Origin of the sequence: Hydrogenophaga sp. ZJX-1 (assembly GCF_048590325.1) — a bacterium.
In the GTDB taxonomy this organism is placed as follows: Bacteria; Pseudomonadota; Gammaproteobacteria; order Burkholderiales; family Burkholderiaceae_C; genus Hydrogenophaga.
Genome location: NZ_JBMBRA010000002.1, coordinates 324,314 through 345,596 on the forward strand (window position 1 = coordinate 324,314; position 21,283 = coordinate 345,596).

Sequence of the window (21,283 nt, forward strand, 5' to 3'; positions counted from 1 at the left end):
CGTACAACATTTTTTTACATCCATGATCGACACCCCGACCCACGGGGGCTGCGGCCCGACGAACCCGGTAGACACCGTGGTCCGTGGCGCCTGTCCACACGACTGCCCCGACACCTGTGCCCTGCTGACCACCGTCCACAACGGTGTGGCCCTGCGTGTGCAGGGCAACCCGGCGCACCGGCACACCGATGGTGCGCTGTGCACCAAGGTTTCGCGCTACACCGAACGCAGCTACCACCCCGAGCGCATCCTTCAGCCGCTCAAACGCACTGGACCCAAGGGCAGTGGCCAGTTCGCGCCGGTGGGCTGGGACGAAGCACTGGACGACATCGCGGCGCGCCTGAAGGCCATCGCCGCCCGCGACCCGCAGGCCATCCTGCCCTACAGCTACGCCGGCACCATGGGCCTGGTGCAAAGCGAAGGCATGGCCGCGCGCTTCTTCCACCAGCTGGGCGCCTCGCACCTGGAGCGCACCATCTGTGCGGCCGCGGGTGGCGAAGGCCTCGTGACCACCCTGGGCGCCAAGGTCGGCATGAAGGTCGAGTTTTTCGCCGAGGCACAGCTCATCGTCATCTGGGGCAGCAACTCGATCGCCAGCAACCTGCACTTCTGGCGCCTGGCGCAGCAGGCCAAGCGCGACGGCGCGCGCCTGGTCTGCATCGACCCGCGCCGCAGCGAAACCGCCGACAAGTGCCACGAACACATCGCCCTGCGCCCCGGCACCGACGCCGCGCTGGCCCTGGCGCTGATGCACGAACTGATCACCCATGACTGGCTGGACCACGACTACATCGCGCAACACACGCTGGGCTGGGACGCGCTGCGCGAGCGCGCCCAGCAATGGCCGCCCGAGCGCGCCGCCGAGGCCTGCGGCATCCCGGTACAGCAGATCACCGACCTGGCACGCGCCTACGGCACCACAAAGCCCGCAGCGATCCGCCTGAACTACGGCATGCAGCGTGTGCGCGGCGGCGGCAACGCGGTGCGCGCCATCGCCTGCCTGCCCGCGCTGGTGGGCGCCTGGCGGCACCGTGCCGGCGGCCTGCTGCTGTCGGCCTCGGGGCACTTCCCCGTCCAGCGCGGCGCGCTGCACCGGCCCGACCTCCTGGCCGGCCGCCAGCCGCGCACCATCAACATGATCACCATCGGTGACGATCTGCTGCGCGACAGCTCGCCCGCGTTCGGCCCGAAGATTGAAGCGCTGATCGTCTACAACAGCAACCCGGTGGCGGTGGCGCCCGAGTCGGGCCAGGTCGTGAAGGGCTTTGAGCGCGAGGACCTGTTCACGGTGGTGCTCGAGCACTTCCAGACCGACACCGCCGACCACGCCGACTACATCCTGCCCGCCACCACCCAGCTGGAGCACTGGGACGTGCACGCCAGCTATGGCCACACCGACGTGCTGCTCAACCGTCCGGCGATCGAACCACTGGGCCAGGCGCGCAGCAACACCGACATCTTCCGCGCACTGGCCGCCCGCCTGGGCTTTGACGATCCCTGTTTCAGCGACAGCGATGAAACCCTGTGCCGCACGGCGTTTGGAGACCAGGTGGATTTCCAGACGCTGCTCGACCAGGGTTTTGCCACCCTGCCGCTGCCCGACGCGCCCTTTGCCCAGGGCGGTTTCCCCACGCCCTCCAGCCGGTGCACCTTCTTCAACGCCGGGCTTGCCGCGATGGGGTTGGACGGCCTGCCCGACCACCTGCCCAACTTCGAAACCCCGGGCAGCAGCGCGCGCTACCCCCTGGCCATGATCTCGCCGCCGGCGCGCAACTTCCTCAATTCCAGCTTCGTCAACGTGAAGAGCCTGCGCGACATCGAGGGTGAACCGGTGCTGGAACTGCACGCCGCCGACGCTTCGGCCCGCGGCATCCAGAGCGGCCAGGTGGTGCGCGTGTTCAACGACCGTGGTGAATATGTCTGCAAGGCCGAAGTCTCGAAACGCGCCCGGCCCGGTGTGGTCAACGGCCTGGGCATCTGGTGGCGCAAGCTCGGGCTGGCCGGCACCAACGTCAACCAGCTCACCAGCCAGCGCTTGACCGACCTGGGGCGCGGACCGGTGTTCTACGACTGCCTGGTCGAGGTCGAGCCCGCGGCCAGCCCGACCTGAAAACCCCGGCCATGTCACGCACCCGCCCCCTGACCGCCGCCCTGGCCGCTGCGCTCATCTGGGCGCTGAGCGGCTGCGCCGGGCCGGCCAGCGGCGTGGGCTACTACTGGCAATCGGTCTCCGGGCACCTGCGGTTGATGGGCGCAGCCCGCCCGCTGCACGACTGGATCGAAGACGCACAAACCCCCGCAGAACTGCGCCAGCGCCTGCAACTCGCCCAGCGCATGCGCCGCTTCGCCGTGGACGCGCTGGCCCTGCCCGACAACACCAGTTACCAGCGCTACGCCGACCTGCAGCGCCGCGCCGCGGTCTACAACGTCGTGGCCGCACCCGAGCTGTCGCTCACGCTGAAACAATGGTGCTTTCCGGTCGCGGGCTGCGTGGGCTACCGGGGCTATTTCAACGAAAGCGATGCGAAGGCCTTTGCGGCCAGCCTGACCGACGGCCCCATGGACGTGGCGGTGTATCCGGTGCTGGCCTATTCCACGCTGGGCTGGATGAACTGGGCCGGCGGCGACCCTTTGCTCAACACCTTCATTGCCTATCCCGAAGGTGAACTCGCCCGCATCCTGTTTCACGAACTGGCGCACCAGGTGGTCTATGTGGCCAACGACACCGCGTTCAACGAGTCCTTCGCGACCGCGGTGGAGCGGCTTGGTGGCGCACGCTGGCTGGTGCAGGCGGGTGAACAGGCGCAACGGGACTACGCGGCCTTCGACGCCCGGCGCCAGGCTTTCCGCGCACTCACACGCGACACGCGCGATCGCCTGCAGGTGATCTTTGAAGACGTGAACACCACCGCCGATCAGAAGCGCCAGCTCAAAGCCGGCGAGATGACGCGGTTCCACGCGCGGTACGCCGAGATGCGGCAACACTGGGCGGGCTACCGGGGCTACGACGCCTGGGTGGCGCGGGCCAACAACGCCAGCTTTGGCGCGCAGGCCGCCTACGACGACCTCGTGCCCGGCTTCGAAGCCCTGTTCGAGCGCGAAGGCCGGGAATTCGCCCGGTTTTATGATGCGGTGCGCACACTGGCACGTCAGACGCCCGAACAACGCCTGGCCGCATTGGCCGACCTGGCGCCTGCCCTGCGGGCCGCAGCGCCCGAGCCAACCACCACCCCTTGAGCAGGAACGTCCATGGCCGACATTCACATCCAACGCAACCACCAACTGGGTCTGAGCGGTGCGCGAAAAGTGGCCTGGAAATGGGCCGAACAGGCCGAAGCCGAGTTCGACATGAGCTGCACCTACGAAGAAGGCTGCGACTGCGACGAAGTGCAGTTCAGCCGCACCGGCGTCAAAGGCTCGCTCAAGGTGACCGAAGACCACTTCGAACTGGATGCCCAGCTGGGTTTCCTGCTCGGCGCGTTCAAGGACCGCATCGAGGGTGAGATCGTGAAGAACCTCGATGAACTGCTGGCCGCCAAAAAAACCGCCAGCAAGTCCGCGACCAAAAAGAAAAAGGCCTGAGCGCGAGCGCGCTCAGGCCTTCTTTTCGGCTGCACCATCTAACGATGGTGACGTTTCACGCCAAAGATTCGATCAGGTCGATGTATTGCTGCATCGCGTCGTCCGACGACGTGCCCTTGCAGTTGTTCCAGGCGTCCCATTTGGCGCGGCCGACCATGTCACCAAAGCCCGGCTTCTTCTCGGCGTTGTCCCCGGTGGTCGCCTGCTTGTACAGGGCGTAGATCTTGAGCAGCGTGGCGTTGTCGGGCCGCTCGCTCAGGTTCTTGGAGTTGGCCACGGCGGCTTCGAATCGGGTCTTGAGGTCGGACATGCGGAGGCTCCTTCTGGTTTTGAATCGCCCTGAAACCGGCATTGGCCTTAGGGCAGGCCCGGTATCTTACGTTCCGGTCTGCCGTCAGAATAGACGTTTCCACCCATAACAAGCCCCGCCACCGCGCCCCCGATGAGCGCCCATGGCACGGGATCCGAGGAGATCACATGGTCCCGCGCGTCACACGCAAGGCCGCCCCCACCGTCGCTGCGCCGGACCAGCCCCGGGCGAGGCCGGCACCACAGAAGGCCACGCCGACGCTGGCCAGCGCCCTGGGGCTCGAAGGCGAGCGCATGAGCAAGGTCGACACGGCCTGGCTGCGCATGGATTCGCCGTCCAACCTGATGATGATCGTGGGCGTGTGGATCCTGCGGCCGGGCATCACGCTGGCTGCGCTGAGCGAACGTGTGCGCGATCGCCTGCTGCCCTACAACCGCTTTGTGCAGATCGCCCGTCAGGACGCCGCGGGCGCCCACTGGCTCGATGACCCGGACTTCCAGCTCGAACGCCATGTGCGCACGCACAAACTCCCACACCGGAACGGACACAGCGAGCAGAGCAACCTGCAGGCGCGCGTGGCCGAACTGGCCATGCAGCCGCTGGACCACGACCACCCGCTGTGGCAGTTCGAGCTGATCGAGTCCTACGAAGGCGGCTCCGCGCTGATCGCCCGCATCCACCATTGCATTGCCGACGGCATCGCGCTGATCAGTGTGATGATGAGCCTGGTCGATGGCGGCGGCCTGCCGCCCAGGCGATCCCGCCGCAAGCCCGCCGTCGAGGGCGTGGATGCGGCCGGCGACTGGTTGGCTGAGACCCTGATCCGGCCGCTGGGCGATCTCACGGCGAAGGCGCTGGAGGTGGCGGGAGGCGGTGCCGCCAAGTCGTTGTCGATGCTGGCTTCGCCGCAGCAAAGCCTCAGCGACACCCTGGACCAGGCGGTGGACCTGGCGCGCATGGGCGGCCAGCTCGCCAGCGATCTGGCCGCACTGGCGCTGATGCCCGACGACTCGCCCACCCGGCTCAAGGGTCAACCAGGCCACGCCAAGCGGGTGGCGTGGTGCCAGCCGATCCCGCTGGACGAGGTCAAGGCGATCGGCAAGGCGCTGAACTGCTCCGTCAACGATGTGCTGCTGAGCTGCGTGGCCGGAGCCATCGGCGCGTATCTGCGCGGCCACGGTGACAACACCTCGGGCCAGGAAATCCGGGCCATGGTGCCGATCAACCTGCGCAGCATGGAAGACGCCTGGAAGCTGGGCAACCATTTCGGTCTGGTGCCACTGGTCCTGCCCATCGGCCTGGACAACCCCGTCGAGCGGCTGTTTGCGGTGCGCTCGCGCATGAACGCGCTCAAGGGCAGCCTGCAACCGCTGCTGACGTTTGGCCTGTTGTCGGTGGCGGGCTTGCTGATCAAACCGGCGCAGGACGCGCTGCTCGCGCTGTTCGGCCGCAAGACCACCGCGGTGATGACCAACGTGCCCGGCCCGGCGACCAAGCTGCAACTGTGTGGCGCCACGCTGGAGCAGACCATGTTCTGGGTACCGCAGACGGGCACCGTGGGTCTCGGGGTGTCGATCCTGAGCTATGGTGGTGGCGTGCAGTTCGGCGTGATCTCGGACACCACGCTCTGCCCGGACCCGCAGCGCATCATCGACGCCTTCGAGCCCGAGTTTGCGAAGCTGCTCGCGCTCACGCTGATGCTGCCATGGGGAGACACTTAACCCCCCCGCGCCGCCTGCGGCGTCACCCCCCAGGGGGCGGCACTGGCGGCCCGGCGAAGCCGGTTCCGCGGTGCCCTGAGTAAAGGCATTTCACGCCAGAGGGGATGTTCAACCCAGAATGCGGTGGAACCGGCTTCGCCGGGCCACTCGCATTGCCCCCTGGGGGGTGACGCCGAAGGCGGCGAGGGGGGTTACGTTAAACGCCTGTCGGCCACTTCCAGCAAGCCGTCAAAGATCAGGCTGTCGACCAGTTCGAAGGGGATGGACATGCTGGGCGCCATCTTCCAGCCCGCGCCACCGGTCATGTAGGCCACGGGCGGTTCGCCGCAGTGGCGCTGCAGGTTCTCCACCATGCGTTGCACCGCGCCCGCGATGGCAAACGTGCCGCCGCTGGTGAGCGCGTCGCTGGTGTTGGTGGGAAAGTCACGCACTTCGCCGGTGGGCACGTGCAGGCCGGCCGTACCGGACTCCAGCGCACGCAGCATGATGCCGTGGCCCGGCAGGATGATGCCGCCGAGAAACCGGCCCTCGGTGTCGATGGCCTCCACGGTCACGGCTGTGCCCACCATCACCACCACACACGGCCGAGCAGGTCCTTGCGAGAGCAGACGCTGACGCGCGCCGATCATGGCGACCCAGCGGTCGGAGCCGAGCCGCGCCGGGTGGTCGTAGCCATTGACCAGGCCCGCCTCCTCGCTGCTGGAAATCACCCACTGCGGACTCACATCCCACAGTTCCAGCTGTTCCTGCACGCGCTGCTTGACCGCGTCACCGGCCACGATGCAGCCGACCACCCAGCTGGGCGCCGGCAGATCGCTCCAGTCGCCATCGGCCAGTTTTTCAATGTTCTCCAGGAACTGGGCGCCATGCGCCAGTAAACGGGCGCCCACGCGAGGGGCGTCGTACAGCGCCCATTTCAGACGGGTGTTCCCAACATCCAGGGCCAGAAAAGTCATGGGCGCATTATGACCAAGCGCGAACACCGCTCATGCGGCATCGCACCATGAAGCAAGGTCCGGCCACGAAAGACGCTCCGCCCGGCCGTTCAGATCAGGCCGATCCAGCAGGCCCGCTGCACGGCGGCGAGCTTGTTGTCGGTCTGCAGTTTGGCCATGGCATTGGCCAGGTGGTAATTCACCGTGCGCTCGGAACAGTCCATGCGCAACGCGGTTTCGCGCGCGGTCAGGCCCTCGAAGGCCAGGTTCAGGCTTTCCTGCTCGCGCGGGCTCAGGCAGAGCCGCTGTTCGGCGATGGCACGCCGGAGCATGGGCCAGATGTTGAAGGCCGACCACGCCAGTTCGGCGGCCTCGGACCGTCCGGCAAAGGCCCGCGGGCTGAACATGAAACATTCGAACGTTCGCCCTGCAGGCAGGCTGAACGCCACACGCACCAGCGTGCGGTGGCCGTGGGCCAGCCACAGACGGCGCCAGCGGCCGGCCTGCTCGGCGTAAGCCGATTTGGAGATGTCCTGCCAGGCCACCAGGGGAGCATCGCTGTCGCGCCAGCCGGCACCAAAATCGCTGCTCTCCGCCAGCGCCTGCGCAGCCCCCAGCAAGCGGGGCGGATGCACCGCCAGCACCTGGCGGTCTTCCCGCCCGCCCAAGGGATTGGGACCGAGCACCACCACCGCGTCCACACCCTGGTCAACCAGCGCGCAGATCCAGTCCGCCAGGATCGCATCCACACTCACACTGTCAAAGTTGACAGGCAGGGTCATGATTGAAAGCCCTTCCCAGCATGGACAATCGGGCCACACCGCGCCTGCCCTCTGCGAGGGAGTGAATGCGGATGCTGCAAGGAGAACATGTTGTCGTTGGATCGTTTGTGGGTTCACAGTGCCAAAGCCCGGCTTTGGCGCTGGCTGTTGGGCGAGTTCGTCCATGCCCCTATCGAGCCTATTTTGCACCCATCGGCCACCCGGCTTCGGTGGGCTGGTTTCTCGGTATTTTTTGGCAATCTGCTTTTTTACGCGATCTGGACGGTTGTCGTGCGACAACCCTATGAGAGCCTGTTCCTGAGGATCGTTGCCGCCTGTTCGGGGGCCCTGCTGTTCCTGCCCATCATCTCGCGAGACAGCAGCTCTTACCGGGGCGCCTGGCTGTATTCCACCGTCTGCTGGCTGGTCATGCCCGTTTTCTTCTTCTGGATGTACTGGATGAACGGCGGCAATGCGGTCTGGCTCGCCAGCATCAGCGCCATGTTCCTCATCTACTACCACATGACCGATTGGCGGCTGGCCACGGTGGGCAGCACGACAGGCGCCCTGCTCAGCTGGCTGGTCTTCAATGCACTGCGCGCACCCGTCGAAGCATCAGCCAGTTTCTCCATTGAGAACCTGGTGGTGATCGGCTTTGCCTGGGGCACCGCTTTTGTGCTGGGATTCTCGAGTGCCAACCTGCGACGCACCCGCCTGATCAACACCCTGAGCACCATGGCCGTGATGGCGCACGAGCTGCGCACACCCCTGGCCACGGTGGACCTGCTGGGCGACGTGCTGCGCAACCAGGCCCAGCACGAGATGCCCGAACACAAGCAAAGGAAGATCGAAGACCTCGCGACCCGGCTGCAAAACCTGGTGCGCAGCATGAACCGGCAGATCGACACCCAGATCTCCAACGCCCAGTTGCTGCGCCTGCCCAACGAAAAGTCCCCCGTCCATGCGGCGGAACTGGTGCGGGATGTGGTGGCCAACTACCCCTACCGTTCCTCGCATGAACGGAATTGTGTGGAGGTGTTTGTTCAGCAGGACTTCTGCTTCATGGGCTCGCGGGCCCTGTTTTCACAGCTGCTGAGCAACCTGATCAAGAACGCCCTGTATTCGCTGGCAGCGTCCAGCCACGCGTCACATCCCGGTGACCTGCGCATCACGGTGGGCGTGTACCACGGCAAGGGCCGGCTGGCGGTGGCCGACAAAGGCCTGGGCATTCCCCATGAACACCAGCAGCGCATCTTCGAACCTTTTTTCTCCACCCAGACGGGCGTGGGCAGTGGCCTGGGCCTGACCTTCTGCAAGAACGTGGTGGAGACCGTCAAGGGACACATCGGCGTATTTTCCGAGCCCGGCGAGGGCGCGGTCTTCGTGATCGACCTGCCCCTGCACACCGCCACGGCGCCTGAGCGCGCCCCACCTTCCTGACAAACACCATGGCCCTCAAGCTTCCCCTCTACCACCGTTCGGGCAGCCTGCTGTTCCTGGACGACGACCTCGACTACCTGGAGATGCTCGGCATGGTGCTGCCCAGTCACCTGCAGGTCGAGCTCTACTGCCGCCCTTCGGGTTTTGGCGAGCGCATGCGCGACGAGCCCGCCCGCTGGGAGGCCGACGCCGGCGTGCACCTGCAGATGATCGAACGCTGGCGACGCGGACAGGCCCTCATTCCTCAGGTGCTGCGCTACTGGGCCGCCAGCACCGCCCGCTACCAGCTCGCCCAGGTCTGCGTGGTGGACTACGCCATGCCCGGCACCGATGGCCTGAAAGTGCTCACCACGCTGCTGGACTGGCCCGGCGCACGCGTGCTGCTCACCGGGCAGGCCGACGAACAGGTTGCCATTCAGGCGTTCAACAGCGGCCTCATCGACCAGTTCATCCCCAAACAGACCGCCGACATCACCGGTCGACTGCTGACGGCCCTGGCGAAACTGATCCACGCCCCGCACCCCCGGCTCAACACGCTCTGGCGCGCCGTCCTCAATCCCTCACAACAATCGCTGCTGCAGGTTCCGTCGATCGCCACAGCGCTCAAGGCCTACGCCGTGAAGAACTGGATCGAGTACGTGGCCCTGGGCGAGCCGTTCGGCCTGCTCGGCCTGAATGTGTCCGGCCACTGCGAATGGCTGCAACTGGAACCGACCAACGGACTGCCCGATCTGGCGGAACTGGCCACCTCCGCGGGTCTCGGTTTTGACGTGGCGCGCGCCGTCGGCGAGGGGCGGCTGCTGCCTGCGGTGGAGCTGCACCAGCAGCTGGGTCTGCACGGCGCCATCCGCACCGCGCTCTCCTTCGATGTGGGCGACGATGGACTGCTCAAGGCGGCGAGCTTCAAGCTGGCAGAAGCCGACCTGCCCCAGTCCATCTACCCGTACCACAACTTCCTGGATGTCCAGGGAGCGCGCAAGATTCAGGACGCCTGAGTGGCCGCGCCCCGGGCTCGCCGGGCGACCGGCCAGTCCCAGGGCTTGACCAGCGGCGCGATCTCGCGCGCCGCCTCGGCAACGTGGTCCAGTTCGGCGTCGGTCAGCGCGGCGCTCAAGGTCAGTCGCACGATGGAACGGTTGCGCGCCGTGGCGGGGGCGCAGAAGACCGCACCAAAGATGCCCCGCTCTTCCAGCAGATCACGCAGAACCAGCGTGTCCGGCTCGGGCCCCGCCTCCAGAGCGATGATCTGCTCGGTGCCCTGGTGCACCGGAAACCCCTGGTCGATGAAGTCCTGGCGCATCCTGAGCGAGTGGCGGTGCAGACGCTCACGCTCGGCATCGCAGCCCTTGATCACATCCAGGGTGGCATTGAGCGCGGCCACCTCGTGCGGCAACAGGCACGAACTGAAGATGTTGTGGTGGCTGGTGCTCAGGATGTAGTTGCGCAGGCCGGTCGGTATGTTGAAGTAACCCGCGCGCCCGGCAAACGCCTTGGCCAGGCTGGCCGTGATGAAGTGCACCCGGCTGGAGAGCCCCAGTTCGACACACAGACCGGCCCCGCCAGGCCCGTGCGTGCCGAGCGAGTGAGACTCGTCCACCAGGATCATGCAGCCACCCGATTCGGCCAGGTCCACCAGGTCCGTCAAGGGAGCCACGGACCCGGTGGTGCTGTAGACCGAGTCCACCACCACGAGCCCACCACCATGTTTGCCGATCAGGCGGCGCAGGTGCTCCACGTCGTTGTGCCGGAACGGATAGGTCGGCGCATTCGCCCGGCGCGCGCCTTCCCAGAGCGAGGTGTGGGCCAGCATGTCGATGTAGACCGGGGTCTGCTCGTCCGCGATGCACTGGAGCAGGCCCACGTTGGCCGCATAACCCGATTGGCACAGCACGCCGTCGTCCTTGCCGATCCACGCGGCCATCTTCTTCTCGAACGCGCGCACGGGGTGGCTCTCCAGCAGGAACGACCCGGATTGGATGACGAACTCCCCATCCTGCCGGATCGCGGCCATTTGCGCGCTGACGATGGCCGGGTGTCCCGTCACGCTCAGGTAGTCGTTGCCGTTCAGGCGAACCGCGTTCGATCCGGGGTCGCGTCCATGGACCAGTGATCGACCGCCCCATTGCTGGTTCCAGCGCTGAATGAAGTCGCGTTCGATGCGATCACAAAGGCGGGCCGAGAAAGCCGGGTTGATGGCCGTTGGGGTGCGGGTGAGTTCAAGCGTTTCCATGGAGATATCCTTTTGAGAAAGAAAATCCCATTGAAAAAAGAAATGCGTGACGAACCGCACGACACCTGTCAGGTTTGACAGGTCTTGTTACGCTTTTTTCTCAAGTTTGATGGTGATCTGCCGACAAGCGGCGAATCCCCTCCTCCGCTGCCCCCGGGCAGGTGCCGAGCAACGGACGGGTTCAGTTCTGCCGCCAGGGCAGGCCGTGGTGACGCCAGCCACCCTTGAGCCCCCGGTGGGCGTGGGCATCCGGGTCACCCTCGAAGCCCTCCAGGATGTTGTAGGCCTCGAAGCCCAGCTCGGTCGCGCGCTTGGCCGCGGCGATGGACCGCACGCCACTGCGGCACAGCAACACCAGCTTTTTGTCCTGGCCAACACTGCCCAGCTGCTGGTCAAATGTCGGGTTCATGGTCATGCCCGGCCACTGTTTCCAGGCCACCGGCACCGCGCCCGGCACGAACCCGACCCATTCGCGCTCGGCGTCGCTGCGCACATCCACCAGCACCGCCTCGCCGGCCTGCACCCACTGCCACGCCAGCTGCGGCGAGACATCGCCCGCGTAGCTGCCCTGGTGCGCCGCCGCCACCGGACGGGGCTGCAGCAGCAACGCGCCATCGACATCGTGGCGCAGGCCCGAACTGAGGTTGGCTGGCACTGCCTCGTCGATGCGCCGCGGCTTGGGCAGCTGCAAAGCCTCCATGATCGCGACGAACTCCGCCTCGCTCTTGCCTGCCACGCGGGCGTTGCCTTTCTTTTCCTGACCGATCGTGGAATGCGTGCGGCCATGGTAGTCGTGACCGGGCCAGACGGTGGTGGCATCGGGCAAGGCAAACAGCACCTCGGTCAGGCTGCGGTACAGGTCGCTCGCGCTGCCGGACTGGAAGTCGGTGCGGCCGCAACCATTGATGAGCAGGGTGTCACCGGTGAAGACGTGGTCGTGCCACACGTAGCTCATGCTGCCGGCGGTGTGACCCGGGGTGTGCAGGGCCTGCAGACTTTCCCCGCCAAACGGCAGCGTGTCACCGTGTTGCAGCTGCATGCCCGCGGTGCCGATGCCGCAGCCCTTCGGTGCGGCCGTGCGGGCACCGGCCAGTTCGGCCAGTTGGCCGGCGCTGGTGATGTGGTCGGCGTGGGCATGGGTCTCCACCGTCCACACCAGCTTCAGGCCGTATTCGCGCAAGACGGCCAGGTCGCGCTCGATCTGCTCGTCCACCGGGTCGATGATGAGCGCGTCGCGCGTCACCTGGTCAAACAGCACATAGGTGTAGGTGCTGGAAGCGGGGTCGAACAGCTGGATCGGTTTCATGGAAATCTCCTGGGGTTCTGAACCACAGTGGGGTCAGGAAAAGCGCGCCAGCATGTCGGCCACGTCGTCCGCCGGCAGGTCACCCTGGGCAATGACACAGCCGACCATGGTGAAAAAGGTCTTGTCCAGCGCCTTGCGCGCCGCCGCCAGCTGCTGGGCCACTTTCTCGCAGTCGGCGTCGGTTTCAAGCAGCTTCTGGATCCCGCGCAGCTGGCCCTCGACGCGCTTGAGTCGGAGCACCAGGGCGCGTTTGCGTTCGGGATCGTGGACGGTTGTCATGTCGGTTCCTGTGAAAAACGGGGTCTTCACCCCCCGGGGCCGCATCACCGCATGGCCCTGCACATACCCCAACAAGTATTGTAGTGAGCACCACCACACCCCTCGTCAAGAGGGACATTCTGGTGCGACCCACCTCCTCAGGACCGACCTGCTCCAGACCCAGGAAATCCTGTGAAATCAGGCCCGTTGCGTCACCCACACGGCAGCCGCTGGTGGAAACGCTGCAGCACGTCGCGGGCGCACGGCACAAACGACCCAGCCTGCGCTATCACCGCCGGCGGCTGCCCGGGTACCGTGCTCAGCGACCAGAGCGCCACGCGGGTGGTGGCGGTGGAGACCTGCGAAGAACTGCAGCCCATGGGCGCAGGCGCAGCACCAGAAGCATCGGGCAACGATGCGGGTGGCCTGGCCGAACCACCGGTCCACAACCCGGCCCTGCCTTCGGGCACCGAGCCGGCGGCCCCCCACCCAATCCGCCTCGCCAGGCTACTGGATCGACCTGGGCGTCGACCCGCTGTTCTCCGGCCTGCTGGTGGCGCTGAACCTGGAGACCGCGTTTCTCAGCCCACCGGTGGCCATGAGCGCGCTCTACCTGAAGGGCGTGGCCCCGAAGCACGTGACGCCGAACCAGATCTTTGCCGGCATGCGGCCCTTCAAGGGCATCCAGATGCTGGCGATCGTGCTGCTCTACCTGTTCCCGGCCATCGCATGTGGCTGCCCGAGACGTTCTCCAAACAAGGCCACCTTCTGCGCGCCCTGGTGCATGGCCTCGACAGGCTGGGCACCAGGCGCTCCGTTTCCGGGCAAACCGGGTTAACATTACGTTTACGTAAACGTCAACTCAAACGGGTTGACGCCGGGTCGCCACTGATGCACCCTGCCTGCCCAACTCCCGGAGACACCATGCCCAGCCCGAGCGACGTTTCACTGCCCTTCCCGGCCGCAGCGGTCCGAGCCGCCAAGGGCAGTCCCTGGCAAGCCTGGCAGATCGAGCCGGCGGGCAGTGGCAAAAACGGGAAGAACGGCCAAGGACCCTCGCTGGCCTCGTTCAACCCGGGCGCCAAACCCTTTTCCGTCGGCAACAAAAACGCCGATCAGGCCGTGCTGCTGTCCCTGGCCCAGGAAATCGACCGGCTGCAGAACCTCTTTTACGCCGACGGCCGCCACAAGCTGCTGGTGGTCCTGCAGGGCACGGACACCTCGGGCAAAGACGGCACCGTGCGCGGCGTGTTCAGCCAGACCAGCCCGCTGGGCGTGCATACCGTGGGCTGGAAAGCCCCCACCGAGCCCGAGCGCGCGCACGACTATCTCTGGCGCATCCACCAGCAGGTGCCCGCCGCCGGGCACATCACGGTCTTCAACCGCAGCCACTACGAAGACGTGCTCGTGCCGGTGGTCAACCAGTGGATCACGCCCGAGCAGACGCGCCAGCGCTACGCCCACATCAACGACTTCGAACGCCTGCTGGCCGAGACCGGCACGGTGATCCTCAAGTTCATGCTGCACATCGGGTTCGACGAGCAGCGCGAGCGCCTGCAGGAGCGCGTCGACGACCCGGACAAACACTGGAAATTCAGCCTCGGTGATCTGGATGTGCGCAAGCAATGGCCCGACTACCAGCGCGCCTACGAAGACCTGCTCGGTGCCACCAGCACGCCCTGGGCGCCCTGGACCGTGGTGCCCGCCAACTCCAAGACCCACCGCAACCTGATGATCGCCACCCTGGTGCGCGACACGCTCAAGGCGCTGAGCCTGCGCTTTCCGCCCGAAGACACGGCCCTCAAGGGCCTGCGCATCGAATAACGACCCACAAGACCCGCCCGAGAGAGACAAGACCATGACCGACCTTTCCGCCGACTTCAAGGCCCTGGCCAGCTACCGCCCCACCAACAAGGTGCGCTTCGTCACCGCCGCCAGCCTGTTTGACGGCCACGACGCCGCCATCAACATCATGCGCCGCATCCTGCAGGGCATGGGCACCGAGGTGATCCACCTCGGGCACAACCGCTCGGTCGACGAGGTGGTCACGGCCGCGCTGCAGGAAGACGCACAGGGCATCGCCATCAGTTCCTACCAGGGCGGCCACGTCGAGTACTTCAAGTACATGGTGGACCTGCTCAAGCAACGCGGCGGTGAGCACATCCAGGTGTTCGGTGGCGGTGGAGGCGTGATCGTGCCGGCCGAAATCCGCGAGCTGCACAGCTACGGCGTGGGCCGCATCTACAGTCCCGAAGACGGTCAGCGCATGGGCCTGCAGGGCATGATCGGCGAGATGGTCATGCGCTGCGACCAGGACATCAGTGGCTACGCACCCAAGGCCCTCGAAGCCATCCAGGGCCACCACGAATTGAACTGGCGCGCGCTGGCGCAGCTGATCACGGCGCTGGAGAACGACAAGGCCGACGCGACCCTGGTCGAGGCCGTGCGCAAGGACGCGGCAGGCCGTCACGTGCCCGTGCTCGGCATCACCGGCACCGGCGGCGCGGGCAAGTCCAGCCTGACCGACGAACTCATCCGCCGCTTCCGGCTCGACCAGGACGACGCGCTGCGCATCGCCGTGATCAGCATCGACCCCTCGCGCCGCAAGAGCGGCGGCGCGCTGCTGGGCGACCGCATCCGCATGAACGCCATCGGCCCGTGGCAGAAAGGCCAGCGCGTCTACATGCGCAGCCTGGCCACGCGCGACACCAGCAGCGAGATCAGCGCCGCCCTGCCCGACGTGGTGGCGGCCTGCAAGGTGGCGGGCTTCGACCTCATCGTGGTCGAGACCTCGGGCATCGGCCAGGGCGATGCAGCCATCGTGCCGCACGTGGACGTGCCCATGTACGTGATGACGCCCGAGTTCGGCGCCGCCAGCCAGCTGGAGAAGATCGACATGCTGGACTTCGCCGAGTTCGTGGCGATCAACAAGTTCGACCGCAAGGGCGCGGCCGACGCGCTGCGCGACGTCGCCAAGCAGGTGCAACGCAACCGCGAGGCCTTCACCGTCATGCCCGACCAGATGCCGGTGTTCGGCACCATGGCCGCGCGCTTCAACGACGACGGCGTGACTGCGCTCTACCAGGCGCTCAAGGTACGCCTGGCCGAGCTCGGCCTGCCGATGACGGAAGGCATCCTGCCCCGGGTCCACGTGCGCCACAGCACCAACCAGACACCCATCGTGCCGCCCGCGCGCACGCGCTACCTGGCCGAGATCAGCGACACGGTGCGCGGCTACAAAAAGAAGGCCCGCGAGCAGGCCCGGATCGCCCGCGAGATCCAGCAACTGCGGGCCGCAGCGACCATGCTGACGGTGGACAAGCCCGACCGTCCCAAGGCCGCCGAAGCCGCCATCGACCTCGCCCAGGCGCGCGAGCTGCAGCAGGAACCGGCCGCACGCAAGCTGCTCACCCAGTGGCCCGACATGCAGAAGGCCTACGCCGGTGACGAATACGTGGTGAAGATCCGCGACAAGGAAATCCGCACCGCGCTCACCACCAAGAGCCTCTCGGGCACCACCATCCGCAAGGTGGCCCTGCCGCAGTACGAAGACCATGGCGAGATCCTCAAGTGGCTGATGCTCGACAACGTGCCGGGCAGCTTCCCCTTCACCGCCGGCACCTTCGCCTTCAAGCGCGAAGGTGAAGACCCGACGCGCATGTTCGCCGGCGAGGGCGATGCCTTCCGCACCAACCGCCGCTTCAAGCTGCTGTCCGAAGGGATGCCGGCCAAGCGCCTGTCCACGGCCTTCGACTCGGTCACGCTCTATGGCAACGACCCCGATCCGCGGCCCGACATCTACGGCAAGGTCGGCAACTCGGGCGTGAGCATCGCCACGCTGGACGACATGAAGGTGCTCTATGGCGGCTTCGACCTGTGTCACCCGGCCACCTCGGTCTCCATGACCATCAACGGCCCGGCGCCCAGCATCCTGGCGATGTTCATGAACACCGCCATCGACCAGAGCCTGCACAAGTTCCGCACCGACAACGGCCGCGAACCCACCGACGACGAAACCCAGAAGATCCGCGCCTGGACGCTGGCCAACGTGCGCGGCACGGTGCAGGCCGACATCCTGAAGGAAGACCAGGGCCAGAACACCTGCATCTTCAGCACCGAGTTCAGCCTGAAGGTGATGGGCGACATCGCCGAGTACTTCGTGCACCACGACGTGCGCAACTTCTACTCGGTGTCGATCTCGGGTTACCACATCGCCGAAGCCGGCGCCAACCCGCTCAGCCAGCTGGCGTTCACGCTCTCGAACGGCTTCACCTTCGTCGAAGCCTACCTGGCGCGTGGCATGCACATCGACGACTTCGCGCCCAACCTGAGCTTCTTCTTCAGCAACGGCATGGACCCGGAGTACACGGTGCTGGGCCGTGTCGCGCGCCGCATCTGGGCGGTGGCGATGAAAGAGCGCTACGGCGCCAACGAGCGCAGCCAGAAACTGAAGTACCACGTGCAGACCAGCGGGCGCAGCCTGCACGCGCAGGAAATCCAGTTCAACGACATCCGCACCACGCTGCAGGCGCTGATCGCGATCTACGACAACTGCAACTCGCTGCACACCAACGCCTTCGACGAGGCCATCACCACCCCCACCGAAGAATCGGTGCGCCGGGCGATGGCGATCCAGCTCATCATCAACCGCGAGTGGGGGCTGGCGAAGAACGAGAACCCCAACCAGGGCGCCTTCATCATCGAAGAGCTGACCGAGCTGGTCGAGGAGGCCGTGCTGAGCGAGTTCGAGAAGATCGCCGAACGCGGCGGCGTGCTCGGTGCGATGGAGACCGGCTACCAGCGCAGCAAGATCCAGGAAGAGAGCATGCACTACGAGATGCTCAAACACACCGGCGAGTACCCCATCATCGGCGTCAACACCTTCCGCAACCCGCAGGGCGACCAGACGCCCGAGAGCATCGAGCTGGCGCGTTCGACCGACGAGGAAAAGCAGTCGCAGCTGCAGCGCCTGCTCGACTTCCACGACCGCCACGCGGCCGAAGCGCCGGCCCAACTCGCACGCCTGAAACAGGCGGTGATCGAGAACCGCAACGTCTTCGAGGTGCTGATGGACGCGGTGCGTGTGTGCTCACTGGGACAGATCACCCATGCCCTGTTCGAGGTGGGTGGCCAGTACCGGCGCAACATGTGAAACGCGGGGTCTGAGGGCTGCGGCCGGGATGCGCGCGCCCCGGTGAAGGGGGGCAGCGTGGCGGTCGGTCCTGCTAGACTGAATCCAGCGCCACGCGACCCCACCACATGCCAACCTTCACGGGTTCCCAGCCGCCCTCTGCACCGCCGTCCCCTACCGGGCGCACACCTGCTCCACCGGCGGAAACCGGGCCAGCCTCCGAGCGCCAGCTCCTGCACTGGCTGACCGCGTCGACCATCGTTCTGCTGCTGGTAGGCACCATCGCCTTTGCCTGGAAGGAACGCCAGCGCACGCTGGACGAAGCCGGTGAGGTGGCCGCCCGCCGGGTCACCCGGCTGGTCAAAGATGTCGAGCAGTCCCTGGCCGTGGCCCGCAAGGCCATCGAACAGGCCGAAACCCGGCTGCGGTTGCATGCACCGGACGGTCCCCCGGGCGCCTGGCTGGGCGAGGCGGCAGCCGACCGCGCCGCCCTGCTCTCCACCCTGCCGCTGCCGTTTGAGCTGCACGCGCTGGACCGGGACGGTCACGCCAACGACCTGGTGGCCTTCGGCCCGGACCCGTCGCCCAGGGCCATGCCGCCGATACAGCACGACGTCACGTCGCTCCTCCCGGGCCGGTGGCACGTGGGCCTCACCCAGGGGCCCCCGATCAACCGCGTGATCCCGCTGATCTGGAAGGCGACACCCAACGGTCACGGCATCACCGCCTACGGCGCCGACATCGCCTTCCTCCCCCTGCTCAGCCGGCTGGAAACCGAACGCGCGCCCAACGGTGGCGGCGTCGCCCTGTTCCGCCTGGAGTCTGACAGCGGCGCCACCGTGCTGGCGCGCGCCCCGTATGTCGAAGACCATCTGGGACAAGCCGTCGACCCGGCCCTGGCGCAATTGCTCGCGAGCAACAGACACGGCGTTTTCGACACCGTCGGGCAGCTCGATGGCGTTGCACGCCGGGTCGCGTTCCAGCAACTGAACAACGGAGCCGAACAGCTGGTCATCGTCTATGGCATCCCGACCACCACCGTGCTGGCCAGCTGGTATGGCCAGTTGCCCTACCTGCTGGGCGCCTGTGCGCTGCTGACGCTGGCCATGGGCTATGGCAGCACCCGGCTGAGCCGTTCGCTGCGCGCCCTGTCCGACAGCGAGCAGCGCTTCCGGCTCGCGGCCGCTTCCGGCCACGTGTGGGACTGGAACGCGCTGACCCGGGTGCTGGATGTGCCGGTCGCGATCTGGAATCGCCTGGGATTGAAGCCCCCGCCGCTGGATCGTGCCCTGCAGGTTTTCACCGACCGGCTGCACCCGGACGACAAGGGCCCCATGCGCGAGGCGCTGATCCGGCACCTGCGCGAGCACCAGCCCTTTGCCGAAACCTTCCGGTTGCTCGATGCCAGCGGCGCCTACCGCTGGTTTGAAACCCAGGGGCAGGCGTCCTGGAACGAAAGCGGCGAGGCCACCTACATGGCGGGCACCGCGTTCGAAGTCACCGAGCGCCGCTCGCTGGAGGAAGCCCAGCGCCAGACCCTGCACCGTCTGGACACCGTGGCCAACGCATCACCGGCGCTCTTCTGGACCAGCGACCAGAACATGCGTTGCGACTGGGTCAACCAGCGCTGGCTGGAATTCACGGGTCACCGCCTGGAAGAGGAACTGGATGACAACTGGACCGGCAGCCTGCACCCCGACGACCAGGCGCGTTGCCAGGACACCTACGACCGCGCCTTCGAATCGCGCCAACCCTTTTCCACCGAATTCCGCCTGCTCCGCCACGACGGCAGCTACCGCTGGATGCTCGACCAGGGCATTCCCCGGCACGACGCCGATGGCCACTTCCTCGGCTACATCGGCAGCTGCGTGGACCTGACCGATCTCAAGGTGGCCGAGCAAACCGCCCTGCACCAGCGGCAGCTGCTGGAAAAAATCTTCGATGTGTTGCCCGACCTGTTCTTCCTTCTGGACGACGAAGGCACCATCATCGAGCACCTGGCCAGCGCGGAAAGCCTGCTCTACGCACCACCCGATCAGTTCGTCGGCAAGCGCGTGCACGAGGTCATGCCGCCCGAGTTCGTGGCCCCGTTCATGAAGAAGGCGATGGAGACCCGGTCGGGCCAGCTCGTGCGCCACGAATACACGCTGCCACTGCCCGATGGTCTGCACCACTTCGAGGCCCGGCTGGCGCGCCTGCCCGGCAGCGAACAGTTGATGGCGATCGTGCGCGACATCTCCGATCAGAAGCGGCTCGAAAACGATCGCGAGCGCCTGAACCATTTCGTGGTGCTGTTGTTCGGTTTGGCCAGCCGGTTCATCAACCTGCCGGTGCCGCAGATGGACGCCGCCATCCACGAGGCACTGGGCGACATGGGCCGCTTCGTTTCGGCCGACCGGGCCTACCTGTTCGACTACGACTGGGCCGCCCGAACCCGTTCAAACACCCACGAGTGGTGTGCCGAAGGCATCGCGTCCGGGCGAGCCCACCTGCAGAACCTGCCGCTGGACGGGGACCCGGACTGGGTGGCCACGCACCAGCGCGGCGAAGTGGTCTACGTGCCCGACGTCGACGCCATGCCCGAGGGCGCCATGAAGGTGGTTCTGCAAGCCCAGGGCATCCGCAGCCTCATCACCCTGCCCTTGATGGGTCCGGATGCCTGCCTGGGCTATGTGGGGCTGGATTCGCTGCGCCTCCAGCACCGCTACGACGACGAAGAAATCGCCCTGCTCAAACTGTTTGCGCAGATGCTGGTCAACCTCAAGCTTCGTGCCGGCGCCGAGGCCCGGATACGCGAGCTGACCGGGCAACTGGAGCAGAAAGTGACCGAGCGCACCGGCCAGCTGGAGGCCAGTGTCAAGCGCCTGCAGGCGGTCAACCGCGAGCTCGAATCCTTCACCTACTCCGCCTCGCACGACCTGCGCACCCCGCTGCGGGGCATCGAGGGTTTCAGCACCCTGCTGCTGGAAGAACACGGCACCCAGCTCGACGACCAGGGCCGCGAGTACCTGCAGCGCATCCAGCGGGCCACCCTGCACATGTCGCAGCTCATCAGCGACCTGCTGGCCTACGCCCGCCTGGAACAGATGACCGAACAGGTCGAACCCGTGGTGCTGGCGAAGCTGGTGCAAGAGGTGGTCCTGCCCTTCCAGGACAATCTGAACGAGCGCCGGGGCCAGCTGCAAGTCGCGGTGCCCGGTCACCTGCAAGTGCTGGCCGATCCCAATGGGCTGGCCATGGTCCTGCGCAACCTGATGGACAACGCCCTGAAGTTCACGCCCGCTGACAGGGCGCCGGCCATCCGCATCGAAGCCCATGAACAGGATGGCGCCGTCCACCTGCAAGTGACCGACCGCGGCATGGGCTTTGACATGAAGCACCACGATCGTGTCTTCGGCATGTTCCAGCGGCTGCACCGGCAGGACCAGATTCCGGGCACAGGCATCGGTCTGGCCATGGCCCACAAGGCCGTCGAACGCATGGGCGGGCGCATCTGGGCCCACAGCACACCGGGCCAGGGCACCACGTTCCACCTCGAACTGCCGCAGGGTTGAAGCCGGTGCCCGTGGGGGTATTGAACGCATCTGTAACGGTTACCCATGGATACGT

Annotated in this window: 15 protein-coding genes and 2 pseudogenes; 10 read left to right on the forward strand and 7 right to left on the reverse strand. The window is 66.4% G+C overall.

All coding sequences use genetic code 11. From position 1 onward, the window contains the following. Positions 1–22: 22 nt before the first annotated feature. Genes ACN5W5_RS06275 through ACN5W5_RS06285 form a run of 3 tightly spaced genes read left to right on the forward strand, consistent with a single transcriptional unit; the run spans position 23 to position 3,582 of the window. Entirely contained in the window at positions 23–2,110 is a 2,088-nt protein-coding gene (locus ACN5W5_RS06275; protein ID WP_420048165.1) for a molybdopterin-containing oxidoreductase family protein, read from the forward strand. Between the two features lie 11 nt (positions 2,111–2,121). After that, complete coding sequence (locus tag ACN5W5_RS06280; RefSeq protein ID WP_420047703.1) at positions 2,122–3,237, forward strand: aminopeptidase; 1,116 nt, start codon at positions 2,122–2,124, stop codon at positions 3,235–3,237. A 12-nt stretch (positions 3,238–3,249) separates the two neighbouring features. Continuing rightward, the gene (locus ACN5W5_RS06285; RefSeq protein ID WP_420047704.1) at positions 3,250–3,582 is read left to right on the forward strand and encodes a polyhydroxyalkanoic acid system family protein; all 333 of its coding nucleotides are present in this window, start codon (positions 3,250–3,252) and stop codon (positions 3,580–3,582) included. A 55-nt stretch (positions 3,583–3,637) separates the two neighbouring features. Here the strand turns inward: ACN5W5_RS06285 and ACN5W5_RS06290 are convergent, their stop codons facing one another. Further along, positions 3,638–3,892: an acyl-CoA-binding protein gene (locus ACN5W5_RS06290; protein WP_177137366.1), complete on the reverse strand. Its 255-nt coding sequence runs from the start codon at positions 3,890–3,892 to the stop codon at positions 3,638–3,640. A 293-nt stretch (positions 3,893–4,185) separates the two neighbouring features. Here ACN5W5_RS06290 and ACN5W5_RS06295 point away from each other — a divergent pair, with 293 nt between their 5' ends. Then, entirely contained in the window at positions 4,186–5,613 is a 1,428-nt protein-coding gene (locus ACN5W5_RS06295) for a wax ester/triacylglycerol synthase family O-acyltransferase (RefSeq protein WP_420048166.1), read from the forward strand. 191 nt (positions 5,614–5,804) lie between these two features. On the opposite strand, the gene ACN5W5_RS06300 is transcribed toward ACN5W5_RS06295, so the two are convergent. Next, the gene (locus ACN5W5_RS06300) at positions 5,805–6,569 is read right to left on the reverse strand and encodes a type III pantothenate kinase (protein WP_177137365.1); all 765 of its coding nucleotides are present in this window, start codon (positions 6,567–6,569) and stop codon (positions 5,805–5,807) included. A gap of 89 nt (positions 6,570–6,658) precedes the next feature. Further along, the gene (locus tag ACN5W5_RS06305) at positions 6,659–7,330 is read right to left on the reverse strand and encodes a LuxR C-terminal-related transcriptional regulator (RefSeq protein WP_420047705.1); all 672 of its coding nucleotides are present in this window, start codon (positions 7,328–7,330) and stop codon (positions 6,659–6,661) included. 270 nt (positions 7,331–7,600) lie between these two features. On the opposite strand from ACN5W5_RS06305, the gene ACN5W5_RS06310 reads away from it, so the two are divergent. Both ACN5W5_RS06310 and ACN5W5_RS06315 read left to right on the forward strand, forming a co-directional pair. Then, entirely contained in the window at positions 7,601–8,749 is a 1,149-nt protein-coding gene (locus ACN5W5_RS06310) for a sensor histidine kinase (RefSeq protein ID WP_420047706.1), read from the forward strand. Between the two features lie 8 nt (positions 8,750–8,757). After that, entirely contained in the window at positions 8,758–9,744 is a 987-nt protein-coding gene (locus ACN5W5_RS06315; protein WP_420047707.1) for a response regulator, read from the forward strand. Here ACN5W5_RS06315 and cqsA read toward each other — a convergent pair. The 4 genes and pseudogenes from cqsA to ACN5W5_RS06335 form a co-directional block, all read right to left on the reverse strand. Continuing rightward, positions 9,732–10,979, reverse strand: a complete 1,248-nt coding sequence (cqsA, locus tag ACN5W5_RS06320; RefSeq protein ID WP_420047708.1) for an alpha-hydroxyketone-type quorum-sensing autoinducer synthase — start codon at positions 10,977–10,979, stop codon at positions 9,732–9,734. The genes ACN5W5_RS06315 and cqsA overlap by 13 nt on opposite strands. 181 nt (positions 10,980–11,160) lie before the next feature. Next, positions 11,161–11,565, reverse strand: a complete 405-nt coding sequence (locus ACN5W5_RS06325; protein ID WP_420048167.1) for a rhodanese-like domain-containing protein — start codon at positions 11,563–11,565, stop codon at positions 11,161–11,163. A gap of 219 nt (positions 11,566–11,784) precedes the next feature. Beyond that, positions 11,785–12,285 (reverse strand): annotated as a pseudogene (locus ACN5W5_RS06330) (MBL fold metallo-hydrolase); the annotation flags it as partial. A 33-nt stretch (positions 12,286–12,318) separates the two neighbouring features. Continuing rightward, the gene (locus ACN5W5_RS06335; RefSeq protein ID WP_177137360.1) at positions 12,319–12,564 is read right to left on the reverse strand and encodes a metal-sensitive transcriptional regulator; all 246 of its coding nucleotides are present in this window, start codon (positions 12,562–12,564) and stop codon (positions 12,319–12,321) included. Between the two features lie 502 nt (positions 12,565–13,066). Between ACN5W5_RS06335 and ACN5W5_RS06340 the strand changes: the two are divergent. From ACN5W5_RS06340 to ACN5W5_RS06355, 4 genes and pseudogenes are all read left to right on the forward strand, one after another. Next, positions 13,067–13,299: pseudogene (locus ACN5W5_RS06340) on the forward strand (TRAP transporter large permease subunit); the annotation flags it as partial. 168 nt (positions 13,300–13,467) lie between these two features. Beyond that, positions 13,468–14,367: a PPK2 family polyphosphate kinase gene (locus ACN5W5_RS06345; protein WP_420048168.1), complete on the forward strand. Its 900-nt coding sequence runs from the start codon at positions 13,468–13,470 to the stop codon at positions 14,365–14,367. Between the two features lie 34 nt (positions 14,368–14,401). Further along, positions 14,402–17,695 carry a fused isobutyryl-CoA mutase/GTPase IcmF gene (gene icmF / locus ACN5W5_RS06350; RefSeq protein WP_420047709.1) on the forward strand — a complete coding sequence of 1,098 codons (3,294 nt, stop codon included), beginning with the start codon at positions 14,402–14,404 and terminating at the stop codon, positions 17,693–17,695. Positions 17,696–17,802: 107 nt separating this feature from the next. Beyond that, the gene (locus ACN5W5_RS06355) at positions 17,803–21,228 is read left to right on the forward strand and encodes a PAS domain-containing protein (protein WP_420047710.1); all 3,426 of its coding nucleotides are present in this window, start codon (positions 17,803–17,805) and stop codon (positions 21,226–21,228) included. Positions 21,229–21,283: the final 55 nt, after the last annotated feature.